Origin of the sequence: Shewanella sp. SM29 (assembly GCF_025654245.1) — a bacterium.
Classification (GTDB): domain Bacteria; phylum Pseudomonadota; class Gammaproteobacteria; order Enterobacterales; family Shewanellaceae; genus Shewanella; species Shewanella oncorhynchi.
The window spans coordinates 80,363-102,453 of sequence record NZ_JAKKRN010000009.1 but is presented as its reverse complement, the minus strand read 5'-3'; the positions used below and the strand labels follow the sequence as shown (position 1 = coordinate 102,453).

19 protein-coding genes and 8 tRNA genes are annotated in these 22,091 nt (G+C 45.6%); 21 read left to right on the top strand and 6 right to left on the bottom strand.

Going from position 1 to position 22,091, the window contains the following annotated elements; genetic code table 11:
• Positions 1 to 29 precede the first annotated feature (29 nt).
• Both L5L77_RS08415 and L5L77_RS08410 read left to right on the top strand, forming a co-directional pair.
• A complete protein-coding gene (locus tag L5L77_RS08415) occupies positions 30 to 605 on the top strand; it encodes a DUF4440 domain-containing protein (RefSeq protein WP_028760004.1) in 576 nt (191 codons plus the stop codon).
• A 104-nt stretch (positions 606 to 709) separates the two neighbouring features.
• Entirely contained in the window at positions 710 to 1,225 is a 516-nt protein-coding gene (locus tag L5L77_RS08410; RefSeq protein ID WP_263222559.1) for a YchJ family protein, read from the top strand.
• 174 nt (positions 1,226 to 1,399) lie between these two features.
• On the opposite strand, the gene L5L77_RS08405 is transcribed toward L5L77_RS08410, so the two are convergent.
• The 3 genes from L5L77_RS08405 to L5L77_RS08395 all read right to left on the bottom strand — a co-directional run bounded on the left by L5L77_RS08405 (position 1,400) and on the right by L5L77_RS08395 (position 4,797).
• On the bottom strand, positions 1,400 to 3,583 hold the full coding sequence (locus L5L77_RS08405; protein ID WP_263222557.1) for a putative bifunctional diguanylate cyclase/phosphodiesterase: 2,184 nt from the start codon (positions 3,581 to 3,583) through the stop codon (positions 1,400 to 1,402).
• 245 nt (positions 3,584 to 3,828) lie between these two features.
• Positions 3,829 to 4,116: a DUF406 family protein gene (locus L5L77_RS08400; protein ID WP_113939682.1), complete on the bottom strand. Its 288-nt coding sequence runs from the start codon at positions 4,114 to 4,116 to the stop codon at positions 3,829 to 3,831.
• Positions 4,117 to 4,308: 192 nt separating this feature from the next.
• The gene (locus tag L5L77_RS08395; protein ID WP_173496689.1) at positions 4,309 to 4,797 is read right to left on the bottom strand and encodes a VC2046/SO_2500 family protein; all 489 of its coding nucleotides are present in this window, start codon (positions 4,795 to 4,797) and stop codon (positions 4,309 to 4,311) included.
• Positions 4,798 to 4,922: 125 nt separating this feature from the next.
• Between L5L77_RS08395 and L5L77_RS08390 the strand changes: the two genes are divergently transcribed.
• From L5L77_RS08390 to L5L77_RS08375, 4 genes are all read left to right on the top strand, one after another.
• Positions 4,923 to 5,007, top strand: a tRNA-Tyr gene (locus L5L77_RS08390).
• Positions 5,008 to 5,078: 71 nt separating this feature from the next.
• A tRNA-Tyr gene (locus tag L5L77_RS08385) sits at positions 5,079 to 5,163 on the top strand.
• Between the two features lie 142 nt (positions 5,164 to 5,305).
• Positions 5,306 to 5,390 (top strand) — tRNA-Tyr (locus L5L77_RS08380).
• 232 nt (positions 5,391 to 5,622) lie between these two features.
• Complete coding sequence (locus tag L5L77_RS08375) at positions 5,623 to 6,768, top strand: PLP-dependent cysteine synthase family protein (RefSeq protein WP_263209383.1); 1,146 nt, start codon at positions 5,623 to 5,625, stop codon at positions 6,766 to 6,768.
• A gap of 98 nt (positions 6,769 to 6,866) precedes the next feature.
• Here L5L77_RS08375 and queE read toward each other — a convergent pair whose 3' ends face one another.
• A complete protein-coding gene (queE, locus tag L5L77_RS08370) occupies positions 6,867 to 7,535 on the bottom strand; it encodes a 7-carboxy-7-deazaguanine synthase QueE (RefSeq protein ID WP_028760010.1) in 669 nt (222 codons plus the stop codon).
• Between the two features lie 171 nt (positions 7,536 to 7,706).
• On the opposite strand from queE, the gene queC reads away from it, so the two are divergent.
• Together queC and rrtA are read left to right on the top strand one after the other, a co-directional pair.
• The gene (queC, locus tag L5L77_RS08365; RefSeq protein ID WP_263222554.1) at positions 7,707 to 8,429 is read left to right on the top strand and encodes a 7-cyano-7-deazaguanine synthase QueC; all 723 of its coding nucleotides are present in this window, start codon (positions 7,707 to 7,709) and stop codon (positions 8,427 to 8,429) included.
• Entirely contained in the window at positions 8,426 to 9,022 is a 597-nt protein-coding gene (gene rrtA, locus L5L77_RS08360) for a rhombosortase (protein WP_105252448.1), read from the top strand. The genes queC and rrtA overlap by 4 nt, the downstream gene beginning before the upstream one ends.
• Before the next feature lie 77 nt (positions 9,023 to 9,099).
• On the opposite strand, the gene uvrB is transcribed toward rrtA, so the two are convergent.
• Positions 9,100 to 11,106: an excinuclease ABC subunit UvrB gene (uvrB, locus tag L5L77_RS08355; protein ID WP_263222552.1), complete on the bottom strand. Its 2,007-nt coding sequence runs from the start codon at positions 11,104 to 11,106 to the stop codon at positions 9,100 to 9,102.
• A gap of 305 nt (positions 11,107 to 11,411) precedes the next feature.
• A complete protein-coding gene (locus L5L77_RS08350; protein ID WP_158497640.1) occupies positions 11,412 to 11,564 on the bottom strand; it encodes a hypothetical protein in 153 nt (50 codons plus the stop codon).
• Positions 11,565 to 12,174: 610 nt separating this feature from the next.
• On the opposite strand from L5L77_RS08350, the gene L5L77_RS08345 reads away from it, so the two are divergent.
• From L5L77_RS08345 to nth, 13 genes are all read left to right on the top strand, one after another.
• Positions 12,175 to 12,250 (top strand) — tRNA-Asn (locus L5L77_RS08345).
• A 57-nt stretch (positions 12,251 to 12,307) separates the two neighbouring features.
• A tRNA-Asn gene (locus tag L5L77_RS08340) sits at positions 12,308 to 12,383 on the top strand.
• 32 nt (positions 12,384 to 12,415) lie between these two features.
• A tRNA-Asn gene (locus L5L77_RS08335) sits at positions 12,416 to 12,491 on the top strand.
• A 43-nt stretch (positions 12,492 to 12,534) separates the two neighbouring features.
• Positions 12,535 to 12,610, top strand: a tRNA-Asn gene (locus L5L77_RS08330).
• 50 nt (positions 12,611 to 12,660) lie between these two features.
• Positions 12,661 to 12,736, top strand: a tRNA-Asn gene (locus L5L77_RS08325).
• 210 nt (positions 12,737 to 12,946) lie between these two features.
• The gene (locus tag L5L77_RS08320) at positions 12,947 to 14,851 is read left to right on the top strand and encodes a GGDEF domain-containing protein (RefSeq protein ID WP_263222550.1); all 1,905 of its coding nucleotides are present in this window, start codon (positions 12,947 to 12,949) and stop codon (positions 14,849 to 14,851) included.
• Positions 14,852 to 14,976: 125 nt separating this feature from the next.
• Positions 14,977 to 15,555 carry an electron transport complex subunit RsxA gene (gene rsxA, locus L5L77_RS08315; RefSeq protein WP_006081543.1) on the top strand — a complete coding sequence of 193 codons (579 nt, stop codon included), beginning with the start codon at positions 14,977 to 14,979 and terminating at the stop codon, positions 15,553 to 15,555.
• A gap of 1 nt (position 15,556) precedes the next feature.
• Positions 15,557 to 16,156, top strand: coding sequence for an electron transport complex subunit RsxB (rsxB, locus tag L5L77_RS08310; RefSeq protein WP_263212429.1), 600 nt, complete (start codon positions 15,557 to 15,559; stop codon positions 16,154 to 16,156).
• Complete coding sequence (gene rsxC, locus L5L77_RS08305; protein ID WP_263222548.1) at positions 16,150 to 18,735, top strand: electron transport complex subunit RsxC; 2,586 nt, start codon at positions 16,150 to 16,152, stop codon at positions 18,733 to 18,735. The genes rsxB and rsxC overlap by 7 nt, the downstream gene beginning before the upstream one ends.
• Positions 18,736 to 18,761: 26 nt before the next feature.
• Positions 18,762 to 19,811, top strand: a complete 1,050-nt coding sequence (gene rsxD, locus L5L77_RS08300; protein WP_263222545.1) for an electron transport complex subunit RsxD — start codon at positions 18,762 to 18,764, stop codon at positions 19,809 to 19,811.
• A gap of 72 nt (positions 19,812 to 19,883) precedes the next feature.
• Positions 19,884 to 20,522 (top strand): electron transport complex subunit RsxG, encoded by a 639-nt coding sequence (rsxG, locus tag L5L77_RS08295; protein WP_105252444.1) that lies wholly within the window; start codon positions 19,884 to 19,886, stop codon positions 20,520 to 20,522.
• Positions 20,515 to 21,213 carry an electron transport complex subunit E gene (locus tag L5L77_RS08290; RefSeq protein WP_028760019.1) on the top strand — a complete coding sequence of 233 codons (699 nt, stop codon included), beginning with the start codon at positions 20,515 to 20,517 and terminating at the stop codon, positions 21,211 to 21,213. The genes rsxG and L5L77_RS08290 overlap by 8 nt, the downstream gene beginning before the upstream one ends.
• A 192-nt stretch (positions 21,214 to 21,405) precedes the next feature.
• A complete protein-coding gene (nth, locus tag L5L77_RS08285) occupies positions 21,406 to 22,047 on the top strand; it encodes an endonuclease III (RefSeq protein WP_113939645.1) in 642 nt (213 codons plus the stop codon).
• The last annotated feature ends 44 nt before the right edge of the window (positions 22,048 to 22,091 follow it).

Below are 22,091 nucleotides of genomic sequence, written 5' to 3'. Positions count from 1 at the left end.
CGCCATGATTGCCAGATTAGAATAAAGTAATGAAATTTTTGCCGCTAGTCCTGATGTGCTTATTGTCACTGCCAAGCTTAGCCAATCCAGCTAAAACTCATACAAAATCCACTGATGATCAATTGATCAATGCTAATTACCCTTTGTTTATTAGCGCTTTTAATCAATTGTCTCCTGAGGTGACCCGTGAGATTTACGCTGATGACGCTAGCTACTTATCTGAGAGTCAAAGTAAAGAAATTTACTATGGACGAGACAATATTGTCGCCATTTACAAAAAGTTTTTCGATAAAATCCGCGCCAAAAAAGCCACTATTGACGTGGATTTCCGCATTACTAAACGCAAAATTATCGGTAATGGTGCCATAGATACTGGCTATTATTTGGTTCGATTTTACCCAGCACAAGAAACCGGCGAACCTGTGAGTGAATTTGCGGGCAAATTTGCTATTGGTACAGAAAAAGTCTCATCCACCCAATGGAAAGTGAGCTTAGATACTAATAACCGCGCAGAACCTAGCTATTATCTGAATGCGAAACCAGTGCCTAACTTGTATTATGGTCGCCAATTTCCGCCTTTACCTGCGGGTAAAAAATTACCCTAATGTTAATGCCGATTACGTTTAAATGGGCTGTCTAACATCTAACGCATTTAGATAGAAATCTAATAAATTTAAACAAATACAATTAAATTAAAGATTTAGCCAATATGACTACAACTAAACAAGCCTGCCCCTGTGGCAGTGGGATAAGCTATCAAGATTGCTGTGGTCCACTGCATACGCATGTAGACTCTGGGCAAGTGATTGCCCGTACACCTGAACAACTTATGCGCTCACGCTACTGCGCATTTGTATTGAAAAATTTTGATTACATTTTAAAAACACATCATCCAAACTATCTAAATGGCCTTACTCTCACGAGCCTCAATGCTGGTCCTCACCCACATTGGTTAGGATTAGATGTACAGAGCAGCACTGAAACACCAATCCACAATGCTCAAGCGGCGATAGCTGAACAACGACATGGCACTGTTACTTTTAAAGCTTGGTATAAGCTCGATGGTGAAATTGATGCTATCTATGAGCGATCCGAATTTATCTACCAAGCAAGTCGCTGGTATTACAGCCAAGGCCAGCAAATGACGGCTAAATTACCCGGTAGAAATGATCTCTGTATTTGCCATAGTGGCAAAAAATTCAAACAATGCTGCTTAAAATCTTAATAGGTATACAGTGCTAAACTGCACTGGAGAATGACGGTGAAGGTTTATAGTGCTGATTGAACAAGCACAGAGATGAATAATAAAGGCAACCTAGATTACAAACCTAGGTTGCCTTTTTTTTTATCGTGAGCAGCACATTTGAAATAATTGTGACTTAGTGGATTATGTGTAACTTTAATGGGTTATGACCGAAGCGCTTTTAGCCGACAAGATAAATTGTGCAAACTCAGGCTCCCGTAATGCAGGGCTATAGAGATAACCCTGTGCCTGATGGCAAAAACTTTTCGCTAAAAATGCTTCTTGCTCAAGGGTTTCAACCCCTTCTGCCGTCAGAGATATATTCAATGCATTCGCCATAGCAATAATGGCTGACACAATTTCGCGACTTTCGCGGCTGACGGTAAGATCTGAAATAAACGAACGATCAATCTTAAGTTTACTTATCGGAAACTGCTTCAAATAACGCATAGAGCAGTAACCCGTCCCAAAATCGTCAATCGCGAGCCCTACGCCTAATTCTGCTAATTCTTGGCATAACAAGGTCGCGTGGCGAATATCACCCATCAATTCAGTCTCAGTGATCTCTAAGATTAAAGTCTTAGGTTTCAAACGATAACGCGTCAACAACTGCCACACTTGCTCAAATAAATTACCACTGAAGAACTGGCGGGCCGACACATTCACATGCATTGTCATATCTGCATTATGATGCTGCCATAGGTTCAACTGTCGACAAGCGGCCTCTAAAACCCAACTGCCGATGGAATTAATCATCCCCGACTGCTCAGCAATATCAATAAAGGAGGCTGGAAATAACACGCCTCTTTTAGGGTGGTGCCAACGGATTAAGGCTTCGGCGCCAATATAGGTATTATGCTCAAGATCCCTCAGTGGCTGATAATAAAGCTCAAACTGACGGCCACGGATCGCACTGTGTAAATCACGTTCTATCTGCGCATCCTCTTTAAATGCGCTCAATAACGTGCTGTTAAATACTTGGATTGCAGTGCCTTTTTTCTTTTTAGCATACTGCACTGCAATATCGGCACAGGTTAATGGGGCAAACAAACTCGCCACAGAGGCAATATCAACCACAGCTAAAGCAGGCTTTGGTTCGACTTGCTCGCGGCCGATTAAAATAGGCATAGCAAGATGTTGATACAGGCGAGTACTAAAATAATCGAGATCGTAAACCGCATTATCATCGGTCAACAGCACGGCAAATTCATCGCTGCCGACGCGGGCAATTTCGGTGGCCTTATTAATCTCAGAAAAATGTTTCAAACGGCGGGCAATTTCTATCAACAAGCTATCGCCATTTTCATGACCATAGGTATCGTTAAAACGCTTAAATCCCACTAAATCAACTAATAACAACAGTCCCTTCGTGGTACGTTCAAGGACTCGATTAAAATGAGTACGGTTATGTAGTCCCGTTAATCCACAACGCCAAGCAAGCCGTTCAAGCTCTGACTTATAGTTATGCTCGTCGGTATTTTCTTCACACGAGACCAAGGCATAATGATTGCCGCGATCGGTAATGAACTGACTCAGCACGTATGTCAGCCAATAATGACTGCCATCGGCACGACTAAACTGCACTTCGCCTTTGGCAATTTCGCCCCTAAAGATTTGCGCTAGGGTTTGCTCGGCTAATTGGGCATGCTGCTTGAAAAAAGCCAACTCACGAATATTCGCGCCGATAATCTGCTCACGGGGCATGCCGGTGATTTCACTGTGCGCCTGATTCACATACTCGACTTTTTCAGTATGCAGATTAATTAACATACTGATTTGTCGCGATTGTTCAGTGGCACAGCGAAATAAACTCAAGCTTTCTTCTTTATCGTAGCTGTGTTTTGTCGCTAAGGTCAGGGCTAATTGGTCAGCCATCTGGCACGCGAGGTGAATTTCACTGTCATGCCAGTGGGGAGTCAATTGTGCCCGCTCGATGCAGAGCACACCTTCGAGATGACCATTGATGCGAATGGCGATGTCGAGACTCGAGTTGATTTGCCGCGGGATAAAATAGCACTCAGCCAATTCACTTAAACGTGGATCGGTCAGGGCATTGCCTGCATCGATATGGCGCAGAGTTTTGAGCTCGTGTACATACCGGGGACAATCTTGTAATAACTTAGGTCTATGAATGTCTTGCAACATCATAGAACCAAATTGTGCGACGAGTGATTGGGTTTGTTGATCAGATGAAAAAGTCCACACTGATACCAAAGAAACCGCTAAATTCTGGCACAACAACTCTGTGGTTAATTCTGCTGTCTTTGTGAAATCGCCCTGCTGTTTTGCAGTTGACTGTACCAAAGACTCCAATAAATGCTGATGCTGACGTCGCTTCACGCTGGTTCCCTACAAAACTTCGTGTTGGGCTAAAGGTCTTTGCTGTTAGCAAACTTACCTTGAAATTTAGAATTAAGCTGATTGAATTATTCTTATTTGGAGGCAGATTACACTAACTGTTGTAAGCACAGCAACATGTGGCACAATTTATTACAATTTGGTTAACAATAGCAGCATTTTTAGGCAATTGGCGCGATTTCCGTGATATCCATAACCAACTAAAAACTAAAGTGCTGCTCTAAAAATTACAGGCCGTTTTCCAATTGAAAAATCATTTTTTCCGCGCTGACATTGAAAGTCAGCAGTAAGTCGACGCCTTCAGTCTTAGTCACAAATTCAGTTTGCACTTCAGCAAATCGAGTTTGAGCGCGTGTTGCCATGCTTTCGGCATCCGCTTGAGCGCTATCGCCAACAAAATTTAACGTCAATAACGTATCGTGTTCATCAATAACGGCGCCGATATCGACAAAGCTGCCGCAATCGGTGCAAGTGTCATTCACTGTCGGGCTCTGTGCTTCTATTATGCCTTTCATCTGTATTCCTTAATGTATAGAGCGACTGATTAACGGCATCACTAAAATATGCTCGGTAAATTTTAACTCGATAGGTTAATACGAATTATAGGTAATTAAGCTTCAAGATAACTGGCTTTAGCTCACGCTTATTTATAGAAATGGATCAGATTGACCCGATGGGTATTGAAGATCACTTGCGGGAAGACTGCCTTAGGCTGAGGCGAGCAAAGGCACAAGATTACGTTGGATTGCCAATTGATCAGCAAAGTGCATGATCTCGACTTTGGGTGCGGTTAATTGGCCCCTTTGTCTCAGCTGAGTGACATGGTCACAGTTACTTAACGCTTCTGCCATTGCGACTGGCTCGCCGCCACGGATGACTAAGGCTTCCGGTCGCAATGCTTGTTGTAATTGAAACGCACGTGGACCTTGAGACATAAAAATACTGCTGTTATCAACCACAGGCTCAGCAGACGATAAATCCGCCATTAAACTTTGCTGCGGTGGCAATTCGAACTGACGTTGTAATTTTTGCGCCATATCAAGTTCATTTTGCCATTGGAATTGTGCCATATCCCGAGCGTCAACCGACAGTAACGACAGCAACAGGGCGAATTCACCCCGTCTGTCGTTTTCTATCGCCGCGTTTAAGCGGGTGCCAATTTGGGCTTCGTTGACTAAAGGAACATCAATTTGCATAAAAAAACATCGTCAAAACAATTCGTTGTTAGTTAATCGACCATTTGATACATAACTTTAGGAATATTTTTAAATTGGGTATTTACATGGAAAAGGTTTCTGACTACTATGGCGGCCGCAATTGAGGAGGGGTTCCCGAGTGGCCAAAGGGATCAGACTGTAAATCTGACGGCTCAGCCTTCGAAGGTTCGAATCCTTCTCCCTCCACCATTTGCACTGCAAGTTTTATCGTGTTGTTCGAAAATGATGTAGAGTTTTACAAAAGCGTTAAAGGTATTCGTGGAGGGGTTCCCGAGTGGCCAAAGGGATCAGACTGTAAATCTGACGGCTCAGCCTTCGAAGGTTCGAATCCTTCTCCCTCCACCATCTTTATCTCTAACGCAGATAATCATTTTCAAAGACTAAACATGGCCAATGTTTAGTTTTGTCTTGATAAACAAGTCCGTTATTGATGATGTTTTGAAAGACAATTTTAAAAGTTAGTTGTAAAGCTAAAATGAAAGTTTGTGGAGGGGTTCCCGAGTGGCCAAAGGGATCAGACTGTAAATCTGACGGCTCAGCCTTCGAAGGTTCGAATCCTTCTCCCTCCACCATTTCTTTCACTCTCGCATATCCTTCTTGTTCCACTTCCGCTTAGTCTGTTCCAACTTAATCTGACTGTTCCAGCTTAAATCTGATTAAATTCTTAGTATTTCTATGTTAAGTAAACCTCTTGGTTAACGACATTTGTTTTTGATTTCAATTACGTCGTGCTCTACTTTAAGCGAATGACTTCAAGCTCATCCAATAAAACCGCTTTGCCCGTCCCTGTGATATGCTCTGAAAATGATCTCTTTCGATGTGACTACTATGATTTCTAACACGATTCAACCACCAGTGGATTCTCACAGCGCTCACAGACTCTGCCCAACATGGGAAGCCCACGCGATAGGCAAGATTGAAGCGGATTTTCAGCGCAGCGCCGATACCCACTTGATTAAGCTTGAATTACCTATGCTCGATGGCATAGATATTTATCTTAAAGATGAAAGTACCCACCCGACAGGGAGTTTGAAGCATCGCCTCGCCCGCTCACTCTTCCTCTATGCCCTGTGTAACGGCTGGATTAAGCAAGGCACGCCAATTATCGAATCCTCATCGGGCAGTACGGCGATTTCTGAAGCCTACTTTGCCCGCTTACTCGGTTTACCTTTTATTGCCGTAATGCCCAAAAGCACAGCTAAAAAGAAGATTGAGCAGATCACTTTCTATGGCGGTCAATGTCATTTTGTCGATCATTCCAGTGAGATTTACGCAGAATCGGCGCGCCTTGCCACAGAGCTTGGCGGCCATTATATGGATCAATTCACCTACGCCGAGCGTGCAACCGACTGGCGCGGTAATAACAATATCGCTAACTCGATTTTCAATCAGATGGAGCGCGAGCCACACACTATCCCGCGGTGGATAGTGATGAGCCCAGGCACTGGCGGCACATCGGCGACCATAGGCCGCTACATTCGCTATCAGAGGTTGGCAACACAACTTTGCGTGGTCGACCCGCAAAACTCCGTTTTTTTTGATTTCTATCAGAGCGGCGATGCCAGCTTAACCTGTTGCAATGGCAGTAAGATTGAAGGCATAGGTCGACCGAGAGTCGAGCCATCGTTTATTCCTGGAGTTGTCGATACTATGCTGCAAATTCCCGACGCCGCATCAGTGGCGACGATTCATTGGTTAGAACAATTGATTGGCCGTAAAACCGGCGCATCCACAGGAACCAACCTGTACGGCGCATTGCAACTTGCAGTACAAATGCAAGCGCGTGGAGAGCAAGGCTCAATAGTGACCCTCATTTGTGACTCAGGTGAGCGTTACCTTGATACTTATTACGATACAGATTGGATTACAGCTAACATCGGCGATATTGCGCCCTATCAGCGCCAACTTGCAGCATTTAATCATTTCGGCCAGTTAAGTGAGCTTGATTAAGCAACTGTATTAAGTCGTTAGGTTTAGAATCCACAAAACATCCACCATAAAAAACGCCCCACAACTGTGAGGCGTTTTTTATGCTTTGCAGATTAGCATTAATCAATATTCAAATACTTATGGGTCTGGATCGATAAGCGCCAATTACGGGCGATACACACTTTCATCGCCAGTTCTGTCGCTCTAGGCTTTTGACTAATCGGCTGCAGGCAAATCGTTTTCGCTGAAATATCGATGTCTTGCAGTAACTCATCAAGTTCATCGATGTGATTTTCAGTGGCGATAGGATGCTTAATCTCATTGGCACGGTTCAGCGCCTGTGCTAATACCTGATAGCCCCCTTTCATGTTCACCTTGGGTGATACTGTCACCCAAGTGTCATCAGCACAGTTGATTTCGAAGGTGCCACTGGTTTCGATTTGAGTCGCAAAGCCTTGACTGTGCAAGGTCTCGGTTAATTCGCGTAAATCGTACATACAAGGCTCACCGCCGGTGATCACGATATGCCGCGCAGTAAAACCTTTAGCGTGAAAGGCAGCGATAAGACTTTGCGCCGAATGATCAGCCCAGCGACCAATGGTGCCGTCTACGGTAATCACTTGCTCTGGCGACACCTTATTGGCTTCAAGCACATCCCATGTCTGTTTCGTATCGCACCAAGCACATCCCACGGGACAACCTTGTAGGCGGACAAATATGGCGGGCACTCCGGTAAAGACACCTTCACCTTGAATGGTTTCAAATACTTCGTTGACAGGGTAATTCATACTGACGTTCCACTTTTCTGGGGCGGCATTTATAGTGGATTTTAGCTTGAGCTGCAAGTCTTTGCGCCGAGAAAGCCTATTTCGGCCCTATAGTCAGAGTTTGCAAGCCCTATGGCCTGAGTTACACTAACGCCCTATTTATACCTGTTCTACGGTGAAGTGAAATCCTTTATGTCAACGAGCTTAGTGTCAAAAACAGTCGCGTCCAAAGCAGTGGTAGTATTCAGTGGCGGACAAGACTCAACAACTTGCCTTATTCAAGCCCTAACCCAGTACGATGAAGTACATGGGATCACTTTTGACTACGGTCAACGCCACCGCGAAGAAATTGAAGTTGCCAAATCCTTAGCAAAACGCTTGAAGATCACCAGTCATAAAGTCATGGATGTCACCTTACTCAATGAGTTAGCTATTTCAGCCCTCACCCGTGATGCGATACCCGTTTCACACGAGTTGATGGAAAATGGCTTACCCAATACCTTCGTGCCCGGCCGTAATATTTTATTTTTAACGCTTGCAGGTATTTATGCCTATCAATTAGGGGCGCAGGCGATTATCACAGGCGTGTGTGAAACCGATTTTTCAGGCTACCCTGATTGTCGTAACGATTTTGTCAAAGCGATGGAATCCGCCTTAGTTCAAGGCATGGATAAGCAACTAAAAATCATCACGCCTTTAATGTGGCTCAATAAGGCACAAACCTGGGCACTGGCGGATAAATATCGGCAACTTGATCTGGTTCGCCACCATACTCTCACCTGCTATAACGGCGTGATTGGCGATGGCTGTGGTGATTGCCCTGCCTGTCATCTTCGCAAACGTGGATTAGATGACTATCTACAGAATAAAGCAGCGATCATGGCTGAGCTTGACGCCAGCGAGCCTAAAGCATGACACGCAGTCCCTATTGGGTCGCGCTGATGGTGAGTCTGATCTGTGCGGGTTTGTATGCAGCAGGCTTAGCAAGCCCCACTGTCGATAACCTACTCGCCTATCGCCGCAGTGCAATTAGTGAGGGTGAATGGTGGCGATTAATCACAGGAAATTTACTGCACACGAATCAATGGCATCTATTGATGAACCTTGCAGGGCTGTGGGTGGTGCTATTTTTGCACCATTTTCATTATCATCTCAAAGGCTTAAGTGCACTATTTTTCGTGTTATGTTTACTTGAAGGTATAGGCTTGTATTTAGGCTATCCGCAATTGCTCGGTTATGTCGGCTTAAGCGGTATGTTGCATGGCTTGTTCGCCTACGGCGCAGTGCAGGATATTGTCCGTAAGCTGCGCTCAGGCTATCTGCTGCTCGTTGGCGTTATCATCAAGGTCGGTTACGAACAGCTTTATGGTGCCAGCAGTGATGTCACCGCCATGATAGGTGCGCGCGTAGCAACTGAGGCGCATTTGGTCGGCTTAATCTGCGGGTTGATTTGCGCTTTAGCGGTGTTTATCAAGCTAAAAATGAGCCCATCAAAAGTCCCAGCTTAACCCAAGTCAAGATATTAAAAAGCCGTCGCAGCATGATTGCTGGACGGCTTTTTTTAATGCAGAGCGCAAGAATAAATCTAGGCTTTGATTAACAGGTCCCGCAGGTGCTTGACTTCATCACGCATTGCCGCCGCTTGTTCAAACTCTAAGTTGCGCGCATGTGCATGCATCTTCTTCTCAAGCTGATCGATTTGATGGCTCAACTCTGCCGCATCGGCTTTATGGTAATGGGACTTAGGCTCAGCCACTTTGCCATACACAGCTTTACTGTCGCGGCCATCATCCACATCCATCACATCGGTGATCCGTTTAACGACGCCCTTAGGCGTGATACCGTGTTTTAAGTTGTGCGCCCGCTGACGTTCACGACGTCGGTCAGTTTCACCTATCGCTTTCTCCATCGAATTGGTGATGCGATCGGCATAGAGAATCACTTTACCATTGACGTTACGCGCCGCGCGGCCAATTGTTTGGATGAGCGAGCGTTCAGAGCGCAAGAAGCCCTCTTTATCGGCATCTAAAATACACACCAATGACACTTCAGGCATATCTAAGCCTTCGCGCAATAAGTTGATCCCAACCAACACATCAAACTTACCTAAACGCAGATCGCGGATGATCTCAACCCGTTCGACAGTGTCAATGTCCGAATGCAGATAACGCACTTTTACGCCATGTTCGTCGAGGTATTCGGTCAAATCCTCTGACATGCGCTTGGTCAGCGTCGTCACTAACACCCGCTCGTTAACAGCGACGCGCTTAGCGATTTCAGACAATAAATCGTCCACTTGAGTCCCAACAGGACGCACTTCTAATTCAGGATCGAGTAATCCCGTTGGCCGCACGACCTGCTCAGCAATCTCGCCTTCGCTCTTTTCCAGCTCGTAGGCACTCGGTGTTGCCGACACATAGATAGTTTGCGGCATCAATTGCTCAAACTCTTCAAACTTGAGCGGCCGGTTATCCAAGGCGGACGGTAAGCGGAAACCATATTCCACAAGTGTGGTTTTACGGGAACGGTCACCTTTGTACATAGCGCCGATTTGCGGCACAGTCACATGGGATTCATCGATAATTAATAAGCCGTCGGCAGGCAAATAGTCGAGCAAGGTTGGTGGCCCTTCCCCCGGTGCGCGGCCAGACAAATAGCGCGAGTAGTTTTCGATGCCAGAGCAATAACCCAACTCCACCATCATTTCCACATCGTATTGCACCCGCTCATGGATACGCTGGGCTTCAATTAACTTGTTGTTATCGAGTAGATATTGCTTACGCTCACGCAGTTCTTCTTTAATAAACTCAGTGGCAGCAATGATTTTTTCCCGCGGCGTGACATAGTGAGTCTTAGGATAAACCGTCGTACGGGCGATACGTTTAATAATATGGCCCGTTAACGGGTCAAACTCACTTAAACGTTCAATCTCATCGTCGAACAACTCGACTCGAATGGCATTACGCTCAGAATCGGCGGGGAAAATATCAATCACTTCACCGCGCACACGATAAGTACCACGTTGTAGCTCAATATCATTGCGCTTGTACTGCAATTCACTGAGACGAATTAAGATGTCACGCTGCCCCATCACATCGCCTTGGCGTAGATGCAGCAACATTTTTAAATAGGAATCGGGATCGCCCAAGCCATAAATGGCCGACACCGAAGCAATCAGCACCACATCTTTACGCTCTAACAGCGCCTTAGTGGCGGATAAACGCATCTGCTCAATGTGAGCATTAACCGAAGCGTCCTTTTCGATAAAGGTATTTGACGCAGGTACATAGGCTTCGGGCTGGTAGTAATCGTAGTAAGAAACGAAATACTCGACCGCATTATGGGGAAAGAACTCTTTCATCTCGCCATAAAGCTGCGCCGCCAAGGTTTTATTAGGCGCCATGATAATCGTGGGCCGACCTAACTTTTGGATCACATTGGCAATCGTGAAGGTTTTACCTGAGCCCGTCACCCCGAGTAAGGTTTGGCTGGCCAGACCCGCTTCGAGTCCATCGACTAATTTGGCAATCGCTGTAGGTTGGTCGCCTGCGGGGGCGAATTGCGATTCAAGCTGAAAAACAGATTCTGACACGCGCACATATCCTTTTAGTGAGTCGCCCCATTCTAATCAAGTCACCGACTAAGCTCCACAGTTATCCTTCCTGTCGTCATATCAATACGATCTAAAACCGCAAGATGACAATTTAAAGAAAGAAACATGAAACTTTTAAACTAAGGCGTTTTCAGCGTTTTTTGCTCACAAAACACCCGCAAACTAAGCAAAAATGCCAATTTAATACACAAGAAATCAATTTCGTTCGATTACAAAATTGCAACCTTGTTTTCACCCTCAACAAAAACCACTTGCTTTTAGTATGCAGTTGATAATGCTTAAATTTATTTTTGAACCCCAAAATAGTGCATTTTAAGTCCGCCGCCCATACCCCAAGGCTTTGGCGGCCATTTTTCAGGACAACTCACAGGGTTATCCACAGATTTTGTTGATAAGTCGAAATAACCTAGAAACCACGCGGGATTGGAGGCTGTCATGTGTCTTAACAACCGTCTCTCGGCATTTAGTAATTTAATTACATTTGATAAATGTTGCTACTTGTATCAATTTCACTAACTGTAATTAACACGCGCTGTAGTAGCGCATCTGGTGCCACAACTTATAGTGAAGTGCATCACTTCATTTGAAAAACAGCTCACGCTAATTCGATAAAGCCTCAATTAACACCTCCATCAACAACAGCAAACTTGTTAAAACAGAAAAACGGACTTTAACGACGAAAAGATAACCCACGTTTTCTATCGGCATAAAGAACTGAGTAAATTCACATTACCCCACCTGAGATCCTTTTTTGAGTGGTTTGAGTCTTAAGTACTCGACCAAGTACCGAAAACGGTGTCGATTATTTAGCGAATGATTTCAATTTCATAGAATCACCGCTTAAAAACGATGGACTCAATTATGGCTATATTGCGAATTGTTAAGTGGTTTTTCACGAAAAATGTCGAATTCTGCACCACGATGCACATTAGATGAGCACTTAACAGCATAATTACACTTTTTTTAGTAACTCGAGTTGACTCATCCAACAGAGCGTTTTACTATGCGCTCCGTTCTCAACGAGTCGCTACGATTGTGTGAAACGATTCCCCTGTAGTTCAGTCGGTAGAACGGCGGACTGTTAATCCGTATGTCACTGGTTCAAGTCCAGTCAGGGGAGCCACTTTAAGCACATGATAAAAATGAGTTAGAACAAGCAGTAAGATAAGTTGTAAACAATTCCCCTGTAGTTCAGTCGGTAGAACGGCGGACTGTTAATCCGTATGTCACTGGTTCAAGTCCAGTCAGGGGAGCCAATTACATTATCAAGCTGAAGCATTAAAATGATTCCCCTGTAGTTCAGTCGGTAGAACGGCGGACTGTTAATCCGTATGTCACTGGTTCAAGTCCAGTCAGGGGAGCCAATTTAAGCAAGCTAAAAAGTCGATAGTAATATCGCATCTAGATTCCCCTGTAGTTCAGTCGGTAGAACGGCGGACTGTTAATCCGTATGTCACTGGTTCAAGTCCAGTCAGGGGAGCCATTTAAAAAGTGTTATTTCTGTAAAGTCGATAGCAATATCGCACCCTCTACTCCCCTGTAGTTCAGTCGGTAGAACGGCGGACTGTTAATCCGTATGTCACTGGTTCAAGTCCAGTCAGGGGAGCCAATTATTCTTCGTTTTGTTCCCGTGTCTTTGCGTCTTCTGGCTTCTAGTTACCCTATTCTTTTCCGTTTTGTTTTTAAGCAAATGCAGTTACACTGTTATCAGCTTATTAATAAAAATTTATGAGTGTCATCACACAGATAGCTGCAGTTAAGTATTCTTGACTTAAACTTATCCTGTTTGAGCTCACCCAAAAAAATAGAGCGGATTTTTATGGCCATGTCAAAATCATATCCAATTTTTTTACTGCTTATTTTCTTAGGTCTTTTTGCTTGGGTTTATCAAAGCGAAAATAGCCAATTACAAATCCAACAACAGCAAGAACTGGATAGCTTTAAAACCAGTTTAACCCGCTACCAACAATGGCAAGGTGATGGCGCCGAACTCTTCAAAAAGCTTTCTGAAAATTACCCATTCCAATTTTTCCAATATATTGATGATACAGATGGCCAACGGAGTCATACAGAAGGTCGTTTAGACAGCCAACATCCTCATCCTTTAGCCCGTTTATTTTCTATTGAGCTCAGTCATACACAAAAATTGGCAACCGGTCGTTTACAAGTCAAACTCAGTGCAAACCAAGCGATTGAAACTTCGATTAGTCATACTCAAAAGCTCGGTGTCATGTTACTGGTGGCTTACCTTATCTTGCTGTTAGTGTTTATTCTGTTAATGTCAAAACATAGGGCGGCGATACGTTATGCTGCTGATTATATTTCAAAAATACCTGAGTTAGGGTTTTCTGCTGTCGCATCATCAAAACTCACAGGTGAGCTCAACCCCATTGGAATATCCCTTGAAGAGTGTCGTCTTCAACTTAAAGCCCAAATCGATAAACTCAATCAAGAGAATGAAAAGCTGCATAAAGCGGCCTATCAAGACACAGTGACGGGTTTTGGTAGTCGCCAGCGCTTTACCCAAAAATTAGAAACCATAAGCAATCCCGATATTCCTCAATTGGGGCTGATGGCAATGGTTAAGGCGACAGAGCTTGCGCAAATCAATCAAAAACAAGGGCGAACTGCGGGGGATGATTATCTTTCAAGGGTGGCAAATTGTATCCGCAAAGCCTGTAGTAAGTATTCAGATGCAGAATGTTTCAGGGTATCGAGCGCTGATTTTGCCATCTTTATTCCTGATGTCATGCTGAAGGATGCGCCAAAATTTTTAGATCAATTAAAAATTTATCTCGATGAATATTTGCAGATGACAAAAGCGGAATCTGTTGCCCATATCGGTTTAGTGCCCTATCACCAAGGTACCGATGCGGTTAATTTACTGACGATTGCGGATACCGCAGTCAGCATAGCGCAGACCCTTGGGCCTAATAGTTATCATATCCAAGAAAAACTCAATGGTGACGAGCAGTTTGGCGATGATCGCTGGAAAATGGCGATCAATGATTTAGTCACTCGCCAAGCATTAAAATTCTACCAACAGCCAATTCAGCCGTGTCGTACCGATGTAGAGGTTTACCGTGAGTTGTTGGCGCGCTTTTACAATAGCGAAGGCAAGTTCTTACCCACCACCACAGTGATCGCTATGGCCGAACGTCACGGTATGAGTTCTGAATTAGATAAACTGGTGGTGATCAGTGCATTAAGAATGCTTAAGGAAAACCCGACCATTTCGGGTAACTTTGGCATCAATATCAGCGCATTTTCTGCGCATCAAGATATGTTTCTCGCTTGGCTAAAGGACATTTTAGGCAAGCAAAAATACATCGCTTCACGCTTAGTATTTGAGATCAATGAGTCCGGTATGCAGTCTAACTTAGGGGCAAGCTATAAGTTCGTTCGCGAAATACATAGCGTTGGATCACGGGTGTCGATAGAGCGTTTTGGCATGAGCTTTACGTCCTTCAAATTCTTCAGTGAAGTGCGCCCAGACTACATAAAGCTTGATGGCAGCTACACATCGAACATTGATGAAGACAGCAATAATAAGTTCTTCGTCCGTATGATAGTGGATGTTGCAAGACGGATAGGCATTCGGGTTATTGCGACCAGCGTCGAACGCCAAGAAGAAAAACTCACCCTCGAAAAACTCTTAGTTGATGGATTGCAAGGCTATTACATAGCACAGCCCCAAGCCATGGCGATTACAGATCAAATTTAATACTTTAACGGGTTAATTCGTCGCCAAAATTTACAGTAAAGATGGTTAACCCTGCATTCTATATGTTGTTTATGCAAACGGAAAAGTCGATAATACGGCCAAGATCCGTTTAGAAAAGTATTGAGATGACTGAATATCTCCTCTTGTTGATCAGTACAGTACTGGTCAACAATTTCGTTTTAGTGAAATTCTTAGGTTTGTGTCCTTTCATGGGGGTCTCCAGTAAACTGGAGTCCGCTATTGGCATGTCTATGGCGACCACTTTTGTACTGACGTTAGCCTCTATTCTCAGTTACCTCGTCAACCAGTATCTACTATTGCCCTTTGATCTGAGCTACCTGCGAACCATGAGCTTCATTTTAGTGATTGCGGTTGTGGTGCAATTTACTGAAATGGTGGTGCAAAAAACCAGTGCTGCACTGCATCGCGCTTTAGGGATTTACCTGCCGCTGATCACAACTAACTGTGCTGTGTTGGGTGTTGCCCTATTGAACGTTAACGAGAAGCACGATTTTATCCAATCGGCTATCTATGGCTTTGGTGCTGCGTTAGGCTTCTCATTAGTGTTAATTCTCTTCTCGGCGATGCGCGAACGTTTAGCAGCCGCAGATGTCCCCTTACCTTTCAAAGGCGGCGCCATAGCGATGATCACCGCAGGTCTTATGTCCCTCGCCTTTATGGGATTCACAGGATTGGTTAAGTAAGATGTCCGGAATTTTAATTGCAGTCATATTGTTGACCCTATTGGCATTAGTCTTTGGACTATTACTCGGTTTTGCCGCCGTTAAATTTAAGGTTGAAGGCAATCCGATTGTCGATGAACTCGAAGCGATTCTGCCACAAACCCAATGTGGTCAATGTGGTTACCCTGGCTGTCGCCCTTACGCTGAAGCGATTGCCAACGGTGATAAAGTCAACAAATGCCCTCCCGGCGGCACTGCCACCATGGAAAAACTGGCGACCCTGATGGGCGTCGAGCCCGAGCCGCTGAATGCCGAGGCACAATCTCAAGTGAAAAAGGTCGCCTACATACGTGAAGACGAATGTATTGGCTGCACTAAGTGTATTCAAGCCTGCCCCGTGGATGCGATTATCGGTGCAGGTAAGCTTATGCATACTGTGCTGACAACCGATTGCACGGGTTGCGATCTCTGTGTTGAGCCTTGTCCCGTCGATTGTATTGATATGATCCCAGTCACCCAGAATCTTAAAAATTGGAACTGGCGCTTAAATGCCATCCCAGTGACTCTCATCAAAGAGATTCAGAACCAAGACCCACAGTTAGAAGAGGAAAAGCGGTGTTAACTTTATTAGATCAATTAGATAAAGGAACCCTTTGGCGCTCACCCGGTGGTATACATCCACCCGAAGTCAAATTCCTCTCGAACGCGACGCCGATTAGCCAACTGCCCTTAGCAGCTACGTATTTAGTGCCCATCCCTCAAGTCGGTGAAAACTGCACACTTGCGGTAAACATCGGCGATAGCGTATTAAAAGGCACACCGTTAACTCAAGGTACCTCCATTTGGCATTTACCTGTGCATGCGCCGACATCAGGCACTATCGTTGCCATTGAGCCAAGGGCAAGTAACCATGCTTCAGCATTGCCAGTTAACACTTGCGTTATCCAAGCCGATGGCAAAGACACTTGGTGTGAGCTGGTGCAAAATGAGCTTGATGACTTAAGCCATCAACAGATGATCGATAAGATCCGTGCTGCTGGCATTGCAGGCATGGGCGGGGCGGCGTTTCCAACTCATATTAAGCTTAATCCGGTCAGTGAAATTGATTTAGTCATCATCAACGGCGTCGAGTGCGAACCTTATATCAGCGCCGATGACAGATTAATGCGCGAATACAGCCAAGATATCCTCGCCGGTATTGGCATTATTCATCGGTTATTAACGCCAAAACGCATTGTTATCGCCATTGAAGATAATAAGCCAGAAGCGGCCAAAGCCATGCAAGCTGCAGTCGTCCAATGTGGGCTCCCAGCGGATAGTATTCGGGTAACGGTCATTCCGACAAAATATCCTTCTGGTGGTGAAAAGCAGTTAATTCAAATCATTACTGGCCGCGAAGTACCCTCGGGCGCGATTCCCGCCAAACTTGGTATCGTCGTGCATAACGTCGGCACTGCCTTTGCGATTCATCAAGCGGTTACCCAAGGTAAACCGCTGATTGAGCGTGTTGTGACTGTGACGGGCAAAAATGTCGGTAAACCGGGGAACTACTGGTTACCGATAGGCACACCTGTTGAGCATGTGCTGGCTGCGACGGAGTTCACGCCAGAGCCTGAACAAAAGGTGATTATTGGCGGGCCTATGATGGGCCATGCATTGGCAAATATCCAAGTGCCTATTTTAAAAGGTACTAACTGTATTCTGGTGCCAAGCAGCCAAGAAATAGGAACTACGCCAGAAGAAAAAGCCTGTATCCGCTGCGGCGAATGCGCCAATGCCTGCCCTGCACTCTTATTGCCACAGCAACTCTTTTGGCACGCCAAGGCCGAAGAATATGACAAAGCTGCCAGCTACAATCTAAAGGATTGTATTGAATGCGGTTGTTGTAGTTACGTCTGCCCGAGTGATATTCCCTTAGTCGAGTATTACCGCATTGCCAAATCTGCACTTAAACAAGCCGCCGATGAAAAGCAGCAAGCGGAGCGCGCTAAACAGCGTTTCGATGCCCGTTTAGCGCGTCTTGAAGAAGAAAAACTTGCCCGTGAAGCTAAGGCCAAAGAAGCCGCAGAGCGCCGACAAGCGACTATGACTGGCACGGATAAAAATGCCGTCGCTGAAGCCATGGCACGGATCGCCGCGAAAAAAGCCGCAGCGGCACAATCAGCAACTGAAGAGTTGTCGAATGAAGAATCATCAAACGTAACAAGCACTGATACGACAGACGCGCCCAAGGGTAAAGCTGCCGTTGCAGCAGCCATCGCCCGCGCTAAGGCGAAGAAAGCCGCCCAAGTGAATGCCAATGGTGCTGATACAAACGATGTGGTGAATGTTACTGCAAGTGATGAATCCTTCTTAGCAACAGATGCAATCGCGCAAGAAGCGCCATTATCTCAGAAGGACAAAGTCGCCGCGGCCATTGCTCGCGCCAAAGCTAAAAAGGCGGCTCAGCAAGCCGATACCGCGCCGCTTGAAACGACTGAAACGGCTGACAGCACATCAGAGCTCAGCGCTGCCGATGATAAAAAGGCCAAAGTGGCTGCCGCAGTCGCGCGGGCAAAGGCCAAGAAAGCGGCGCAGCAAGTAGAAACCGCCGCTAGTGATATTGAAGTTAGCAATACTGAAATTATCGTTAGTGACGCTAATGATTCAGAAGCGATTAAGAAAGCCAAAGTAGCCGCCGCGGTTGCCCGTGCTAAAGCGAAAAAAGCCGCGCAGCAAGCTGAGACAAATGCTGACAATGATTTAACTCAGACCGCGACTCCAGCAGTTGATTCCGCAGCTAGCGTTCAAGCAGATGTGAATGATGATACAGAAGCCGCCGCTACTGACGTTAACGACGTTGAAGCGATTAAAAAGGCCAAAGTGGCCGCCGCTGTTACTCGTGCTAAAGCGAAGAAAATAGCTGCGGCATCAGCAGCTGAGTCTAAAACTGAGTCTGAAATAGAGTCCGTTGACGACATTCAAACTAAAGCTAACGTGGCATCGCCGTCGATAGCAGCACTTGACGCCGTCGCAGCTAAACCCGAAGCCGTTTTACCATCCGCAGAAAAAATTGCAGAACCCATTGAAACGGCAGCCTTATCAGGCGATGAGCTTAAAAAAGCACGGATTGCTGCGACCATCGCCAAGGCAAAAGCCAAAAAAGCGGCACTCGCTCAACAAACCGAAGCTTCGAGCGATTCAAGTGTTGCTAATGATTAAGAACAGAATGATAAAAAGGGAACACAATGGCGTTTAAAATAGCCTCATCACCCCATGTCACACGTAATTTGCAAACCTCAACTGTGATGCAAAGGGTGATTTTATGTTTACTGCCGGGCCTTGTGGTGCAATGCGCCTTTTTTGGCTGGGGCACGCTTGTTCAAGTGCTGCTTGCGATTCTTGTTGCCCTAAGCTGTGAGGCTGCGGTGATGAAACTTCGCAAGCGTAATATCAAAGCCAGCCTTAGCGATAACAGCGCCATGCTGACCGCAATCTTGATTGGTGTCGCCATTCCTCCCCTAGCACCTTGGTGGATGATAGTGATGGGCACCGCCTTTGCGATCGTTATCGTTAAGCACCTTTACGGCGGTTTAGGCCATAACCTGTTTAACCCTGCAATGGCGGCGTATGTATTGCTGTTAATCTCATTCCCAGTGCAAATGACCACTTGGATAGCACCGAGTACCGTTGCGCTGCATTCGCCTAGCCTAGCTGAGAGCTTGCAACTTATCTTCAACATTGGCGCCCACGTTAACTTGGAACAGTTTCGTTTAGGGATAGATGGCATCGCAATGGCGACGCCACTCGATACCCTTAAAACCGATTTATCCCTAGGATTAACCACCACAGAAAGCCTGACTAAAGCCATTTTTGATGGCAGCACAGGCGTAGGTTGGTTCTGGGTGAATTTAGCTTATCTGGCTGGCGGTTTAGTGTTACTTAAACTGAAAGCCATTCGTTGGCACATCAGTACTGGCGTGTTATTGGGGCTCTTTGTTGCATCGAGTATCGGTTTCTTACTGTCGCCCGATACCCAAGGCAGTCCCCTATTACATTTGTTTTCTGGCGCGACCATGTTAGCGGCATTTTTTATCGCAACCGATCCCGTCACAGCTGCAACCAGCCCCCGTGGTCGCATTATCTTCGGCGCGTTAATTGGTGTGTTGGTGTATATCATCCGCATTAAAGGCGGTTACCCTGACGCCTTTGCTTTTGCCGTGTTATTGGCTAACCTCTGCGCCCCCTTTATTGACTACTATGTGCGGCCACGCACCTATGGTCATTCAGCTAGCTAAGGCCATTGGGCGGACTAGTCATGCTACAAGATAATGTCATTCTGCTGGTTACGAGAGCTTAAGGAAAAAGAGTTGAAAAATCCGATGATTAAAAATGGTTTTTTATTGGCACTGTTTGCCTTGATTTGCACGGGTCTCGTCGCCGCGGTCAATCAACAAACCTTTGACAAGATTAAGCAGCAAGAACAACAGGAATTGATGCGAGTATTGCAACAATTAATCCCTGATGAAATTCATGATAACGAGCTTACCGCTCAGTGTACCTTGCTATTAAACAAAGAAGCATTAGGCACGGATAGTCCAATGCCGGCCTATATTGCTACCCATGCAGGCAAGCCTGTCGCTATCGCCATGGAAGCCATCGCACCCGATGGCTATAGCGGTAATATTAAATTAATTGTTGGGATTAATATCCAAGGTGAAGTCTTAGGCGTACGTACCTTGTCCCACCAAGAAACCCCTGGGCTGGGTGACAAAATTGAACTACGTAAATCGAATTGGGTCACTCAGTTTGTTGGTAAAGTGCTGGGCTCTGCAGATGATAAGCAATGGTTAGTTAAAAAAGATGGCGGTGATTTTGACCAATTTACCGGTGCAACCATCACCCCGCGCGCTTATGTTAAAGCAGTCAAAAACGCGGTATGGTATTTCAGCACTAACCAAGCACAAATTTTCAGCCAGCCGCTAAATTGTGAGGCCAACCATGACTAATTATCGCGAAATTGCGTGGCAAGGACTGTGGAAAAACAACCCAGGCCTAGTGCAACTGTTAGGTTTATGTCCGCTACTCGCGGTTACTGCAACGATCACTAACGCCCTTGGCCTTGGTCTAGCCACTATGCTGGTGCTAATTGGCTCTAACATTTTGGTGTCACTGGTGCGCGACTATGTACCCAAAGAAATTCGTATTCCTGTGTTTGTGATGATCATCGCCGCGCTAGTCACCACAGTGCAACTGCTCATCAATGCCTATGCCTACGGCCTGTATTTATCCCTTGGGATCTTCCTGCCATTAATTGTGACGAACTGCATCATCATCGGCCGCGCCGAAGCCTTTGCCTCGCGTAATAATGCGTTTAGTGCCGCCTTCGATGGTCTAATGATGGGCCTTGGTTTTACTTTAGTGCTTACAGTGCTGGGCGCAACGCGGGAAATCTTAGGTCAAGGCACACTGTTTGATGGTGCGGATCAACTGCTCGGCCCATGGGCTAAATCGTTAACCATGCATCTATGGCAAGTCGATACCCCATTTCTCCTTGCTATGCTGCCACCCGGTGCATTTATTGTGATGGGATTATTGATCGCATTGAAAAATGTGATTGATAAAAAAGTCAAAGAACGCCAACCTCAAGTCGCCGCAGAACCGAGCGTTACCCGCGCACGGATCACTAAGGTAGGTTAGGCTTTCAAGTAACGACAGGCATTATGGCGCTCGTGTTAACGCGTTTAATGTGTGCCTAGCACATGATGAGCGGCAAAACTCAAAGCATAAGAAAATCAGCGAACGTGGGTTGTAAACTCATCAATCATCATTAATAGGATATTAATAATGAACGGTTGAGAGTTGAACCCCACCACAGCGCAGGAATCGTACATGAATCAAGAAAAACGTATCCAGATCCTCACTCGTCTTCGCGATAACAATCCCAAACCTGAAACCGAACTCAATTTTTCAAGTCCCTTCGAACTACTAGTGGCTGTGACGTTATCGGCCCAAGCAACAGATGTGAGTGTCAACAAGGCAACAGACAAGCTCTTTCCTGTGGCAAACACAGCCCACAGCATTTATGCCCTTGGCGTAGAAGGTTTAAAGCAATACATAAAAACCATAGGCTTATATAACAACAAAGCCATCAATGTGATCAAAGCCTGTGAGATCTTGATTGAAAAGTACAATGGCGAAGTACCAGAAAACCGCGAAGCCCTAGAGTCTCTGCCCGGCGTTGGCCGCAAGACGGCTAACGTGGTACTAAACACTGCGTTTGGTTGGCCAACCATCGCCGTCGACACCCATATTTTTCGCCTCGCCAATCGCACTAAATTCGCGCCCGGCAAGAACGTAGTCGAAGTGGAAGAGAAAATGCTAAAAGTCGTGCCAGCTGAATTTAAAGTCGATGTACACCACTGGTTTATCTTGCACGGACGCTACACTTGCCTTGCGCGCAAACCCCGCTGTGGCAGCTGTATCATTGAAGACTTGTGTGATTTTAAAGAAAAAATTTATCCTGAAGAATAAGCTTCGAATCAACTGAGTGGAGCAAATTGACGTTTCAGTGTTGT

Excerpts from the sequence above, each read along its gene's own strand:
- L5L77_RS08415 (WP_028760004.1), top strand. The coding sequence starts at position 30 with ATGAAATTTTTGCCGCTAGTCCTGATGTGCTTATTGTCACTGCCAAGC.
- L5L77_RS08410 (WP_263222559.1), top strand. The coding sequence starts at position 710 with ATGACTACAACTAAACAAGCCTGCCCCTGTGGCAGTGGGATAAGCTAT.
- L5L77_RS08400 (WP_113939682.1), bottom strand. The coding sequence starts at position 4,116 with ATGAAAGGCATAATAGAAGCACAGAGCCCGACAGTGAATGACACTTGC.
- L5L77_RS08395 (WP_173496689.1), bottom strand. The coding sequence starts at position 4,797 with ATGCAAATTGATGTTCCTTTAGTCAACGAAGCCCAAATTGGCACCCGC.
- L5L77_RS08375 (WP_263209383.1), top strand. The coding sequence starts at position 5,623 with ATGATCTCTTTCGATGTGACTACTATGATTTCTAACACGATTCAACCA.
- queE (WP_028760010.1), bottom strand. The coding sequence starts at position 7,535 with ATGAATTACCCTGTCAACGAAGTATTTGAAACCATTCAAGGTGAAGGT.
- queC (WP_263222554.1), top strand. The coding sequence starts at position 7,707 with ATGTCAACGAGCTTAGTGTCAAAAACAGTCGCGTCCAAAGCAGTGGTA.
- rrtA (WP_105252448.1), top strand. The coding sequence starts at position 8,426 with ATGACACGCAGTCCCTATTGGGTCGCGCTGATGGTGAGTCTGATCTGT.
- L5L77_RS08350 (WP_158497640.1), bottom strand. The coding sequence starts at position 11,564 with ATGACAGCCTCCAATCCCGCGTGGTTTCTAGGTTATTTCGACTTATCA.
- L5L77_RS08320 (WP_263222550.1), top strand. The coding sequence starts at position 12,947 with ATGGCCATGTCAAAATCATATCCAATTTTTTTACTGCTTATTTTCTTA.
- rsxA (WP_006081543.1), top strand. The coding sequence starts at position 14,977 with ATGACTGAATATCTCCTCTTGTTGATCAGTACAGTACTGGTCAACAAT.
- rsxB (WP_263212429.1), top strand. The coding sequence starts at position 15,557 with ATGTCCGGAATTTTAATTGCAGTCATATTGTTGACCCTATTGGCATTA.
- rsxD (WP_263222545.1), top strand. The coding sequence starts at position 18,762 with ATGGCGTTTAAAATAGCCTCATCACCCCATGTCACACGTAATTTGCAA.
- L5L77_RS08290 (WP_028760019.1), top strand. The coding sequence starts at position 20,515 with ATGACTAATTATCGCGAAATTGCGTGGCAAGGACTGTGGAAAAACAAC.
- nth (WP_113939645.1), top strand. The coding sequence starts at position 21,406 with ATGAATCAAGAAAAACGTATCCAGATCCTCACTCGTCTTCGCGATAAC.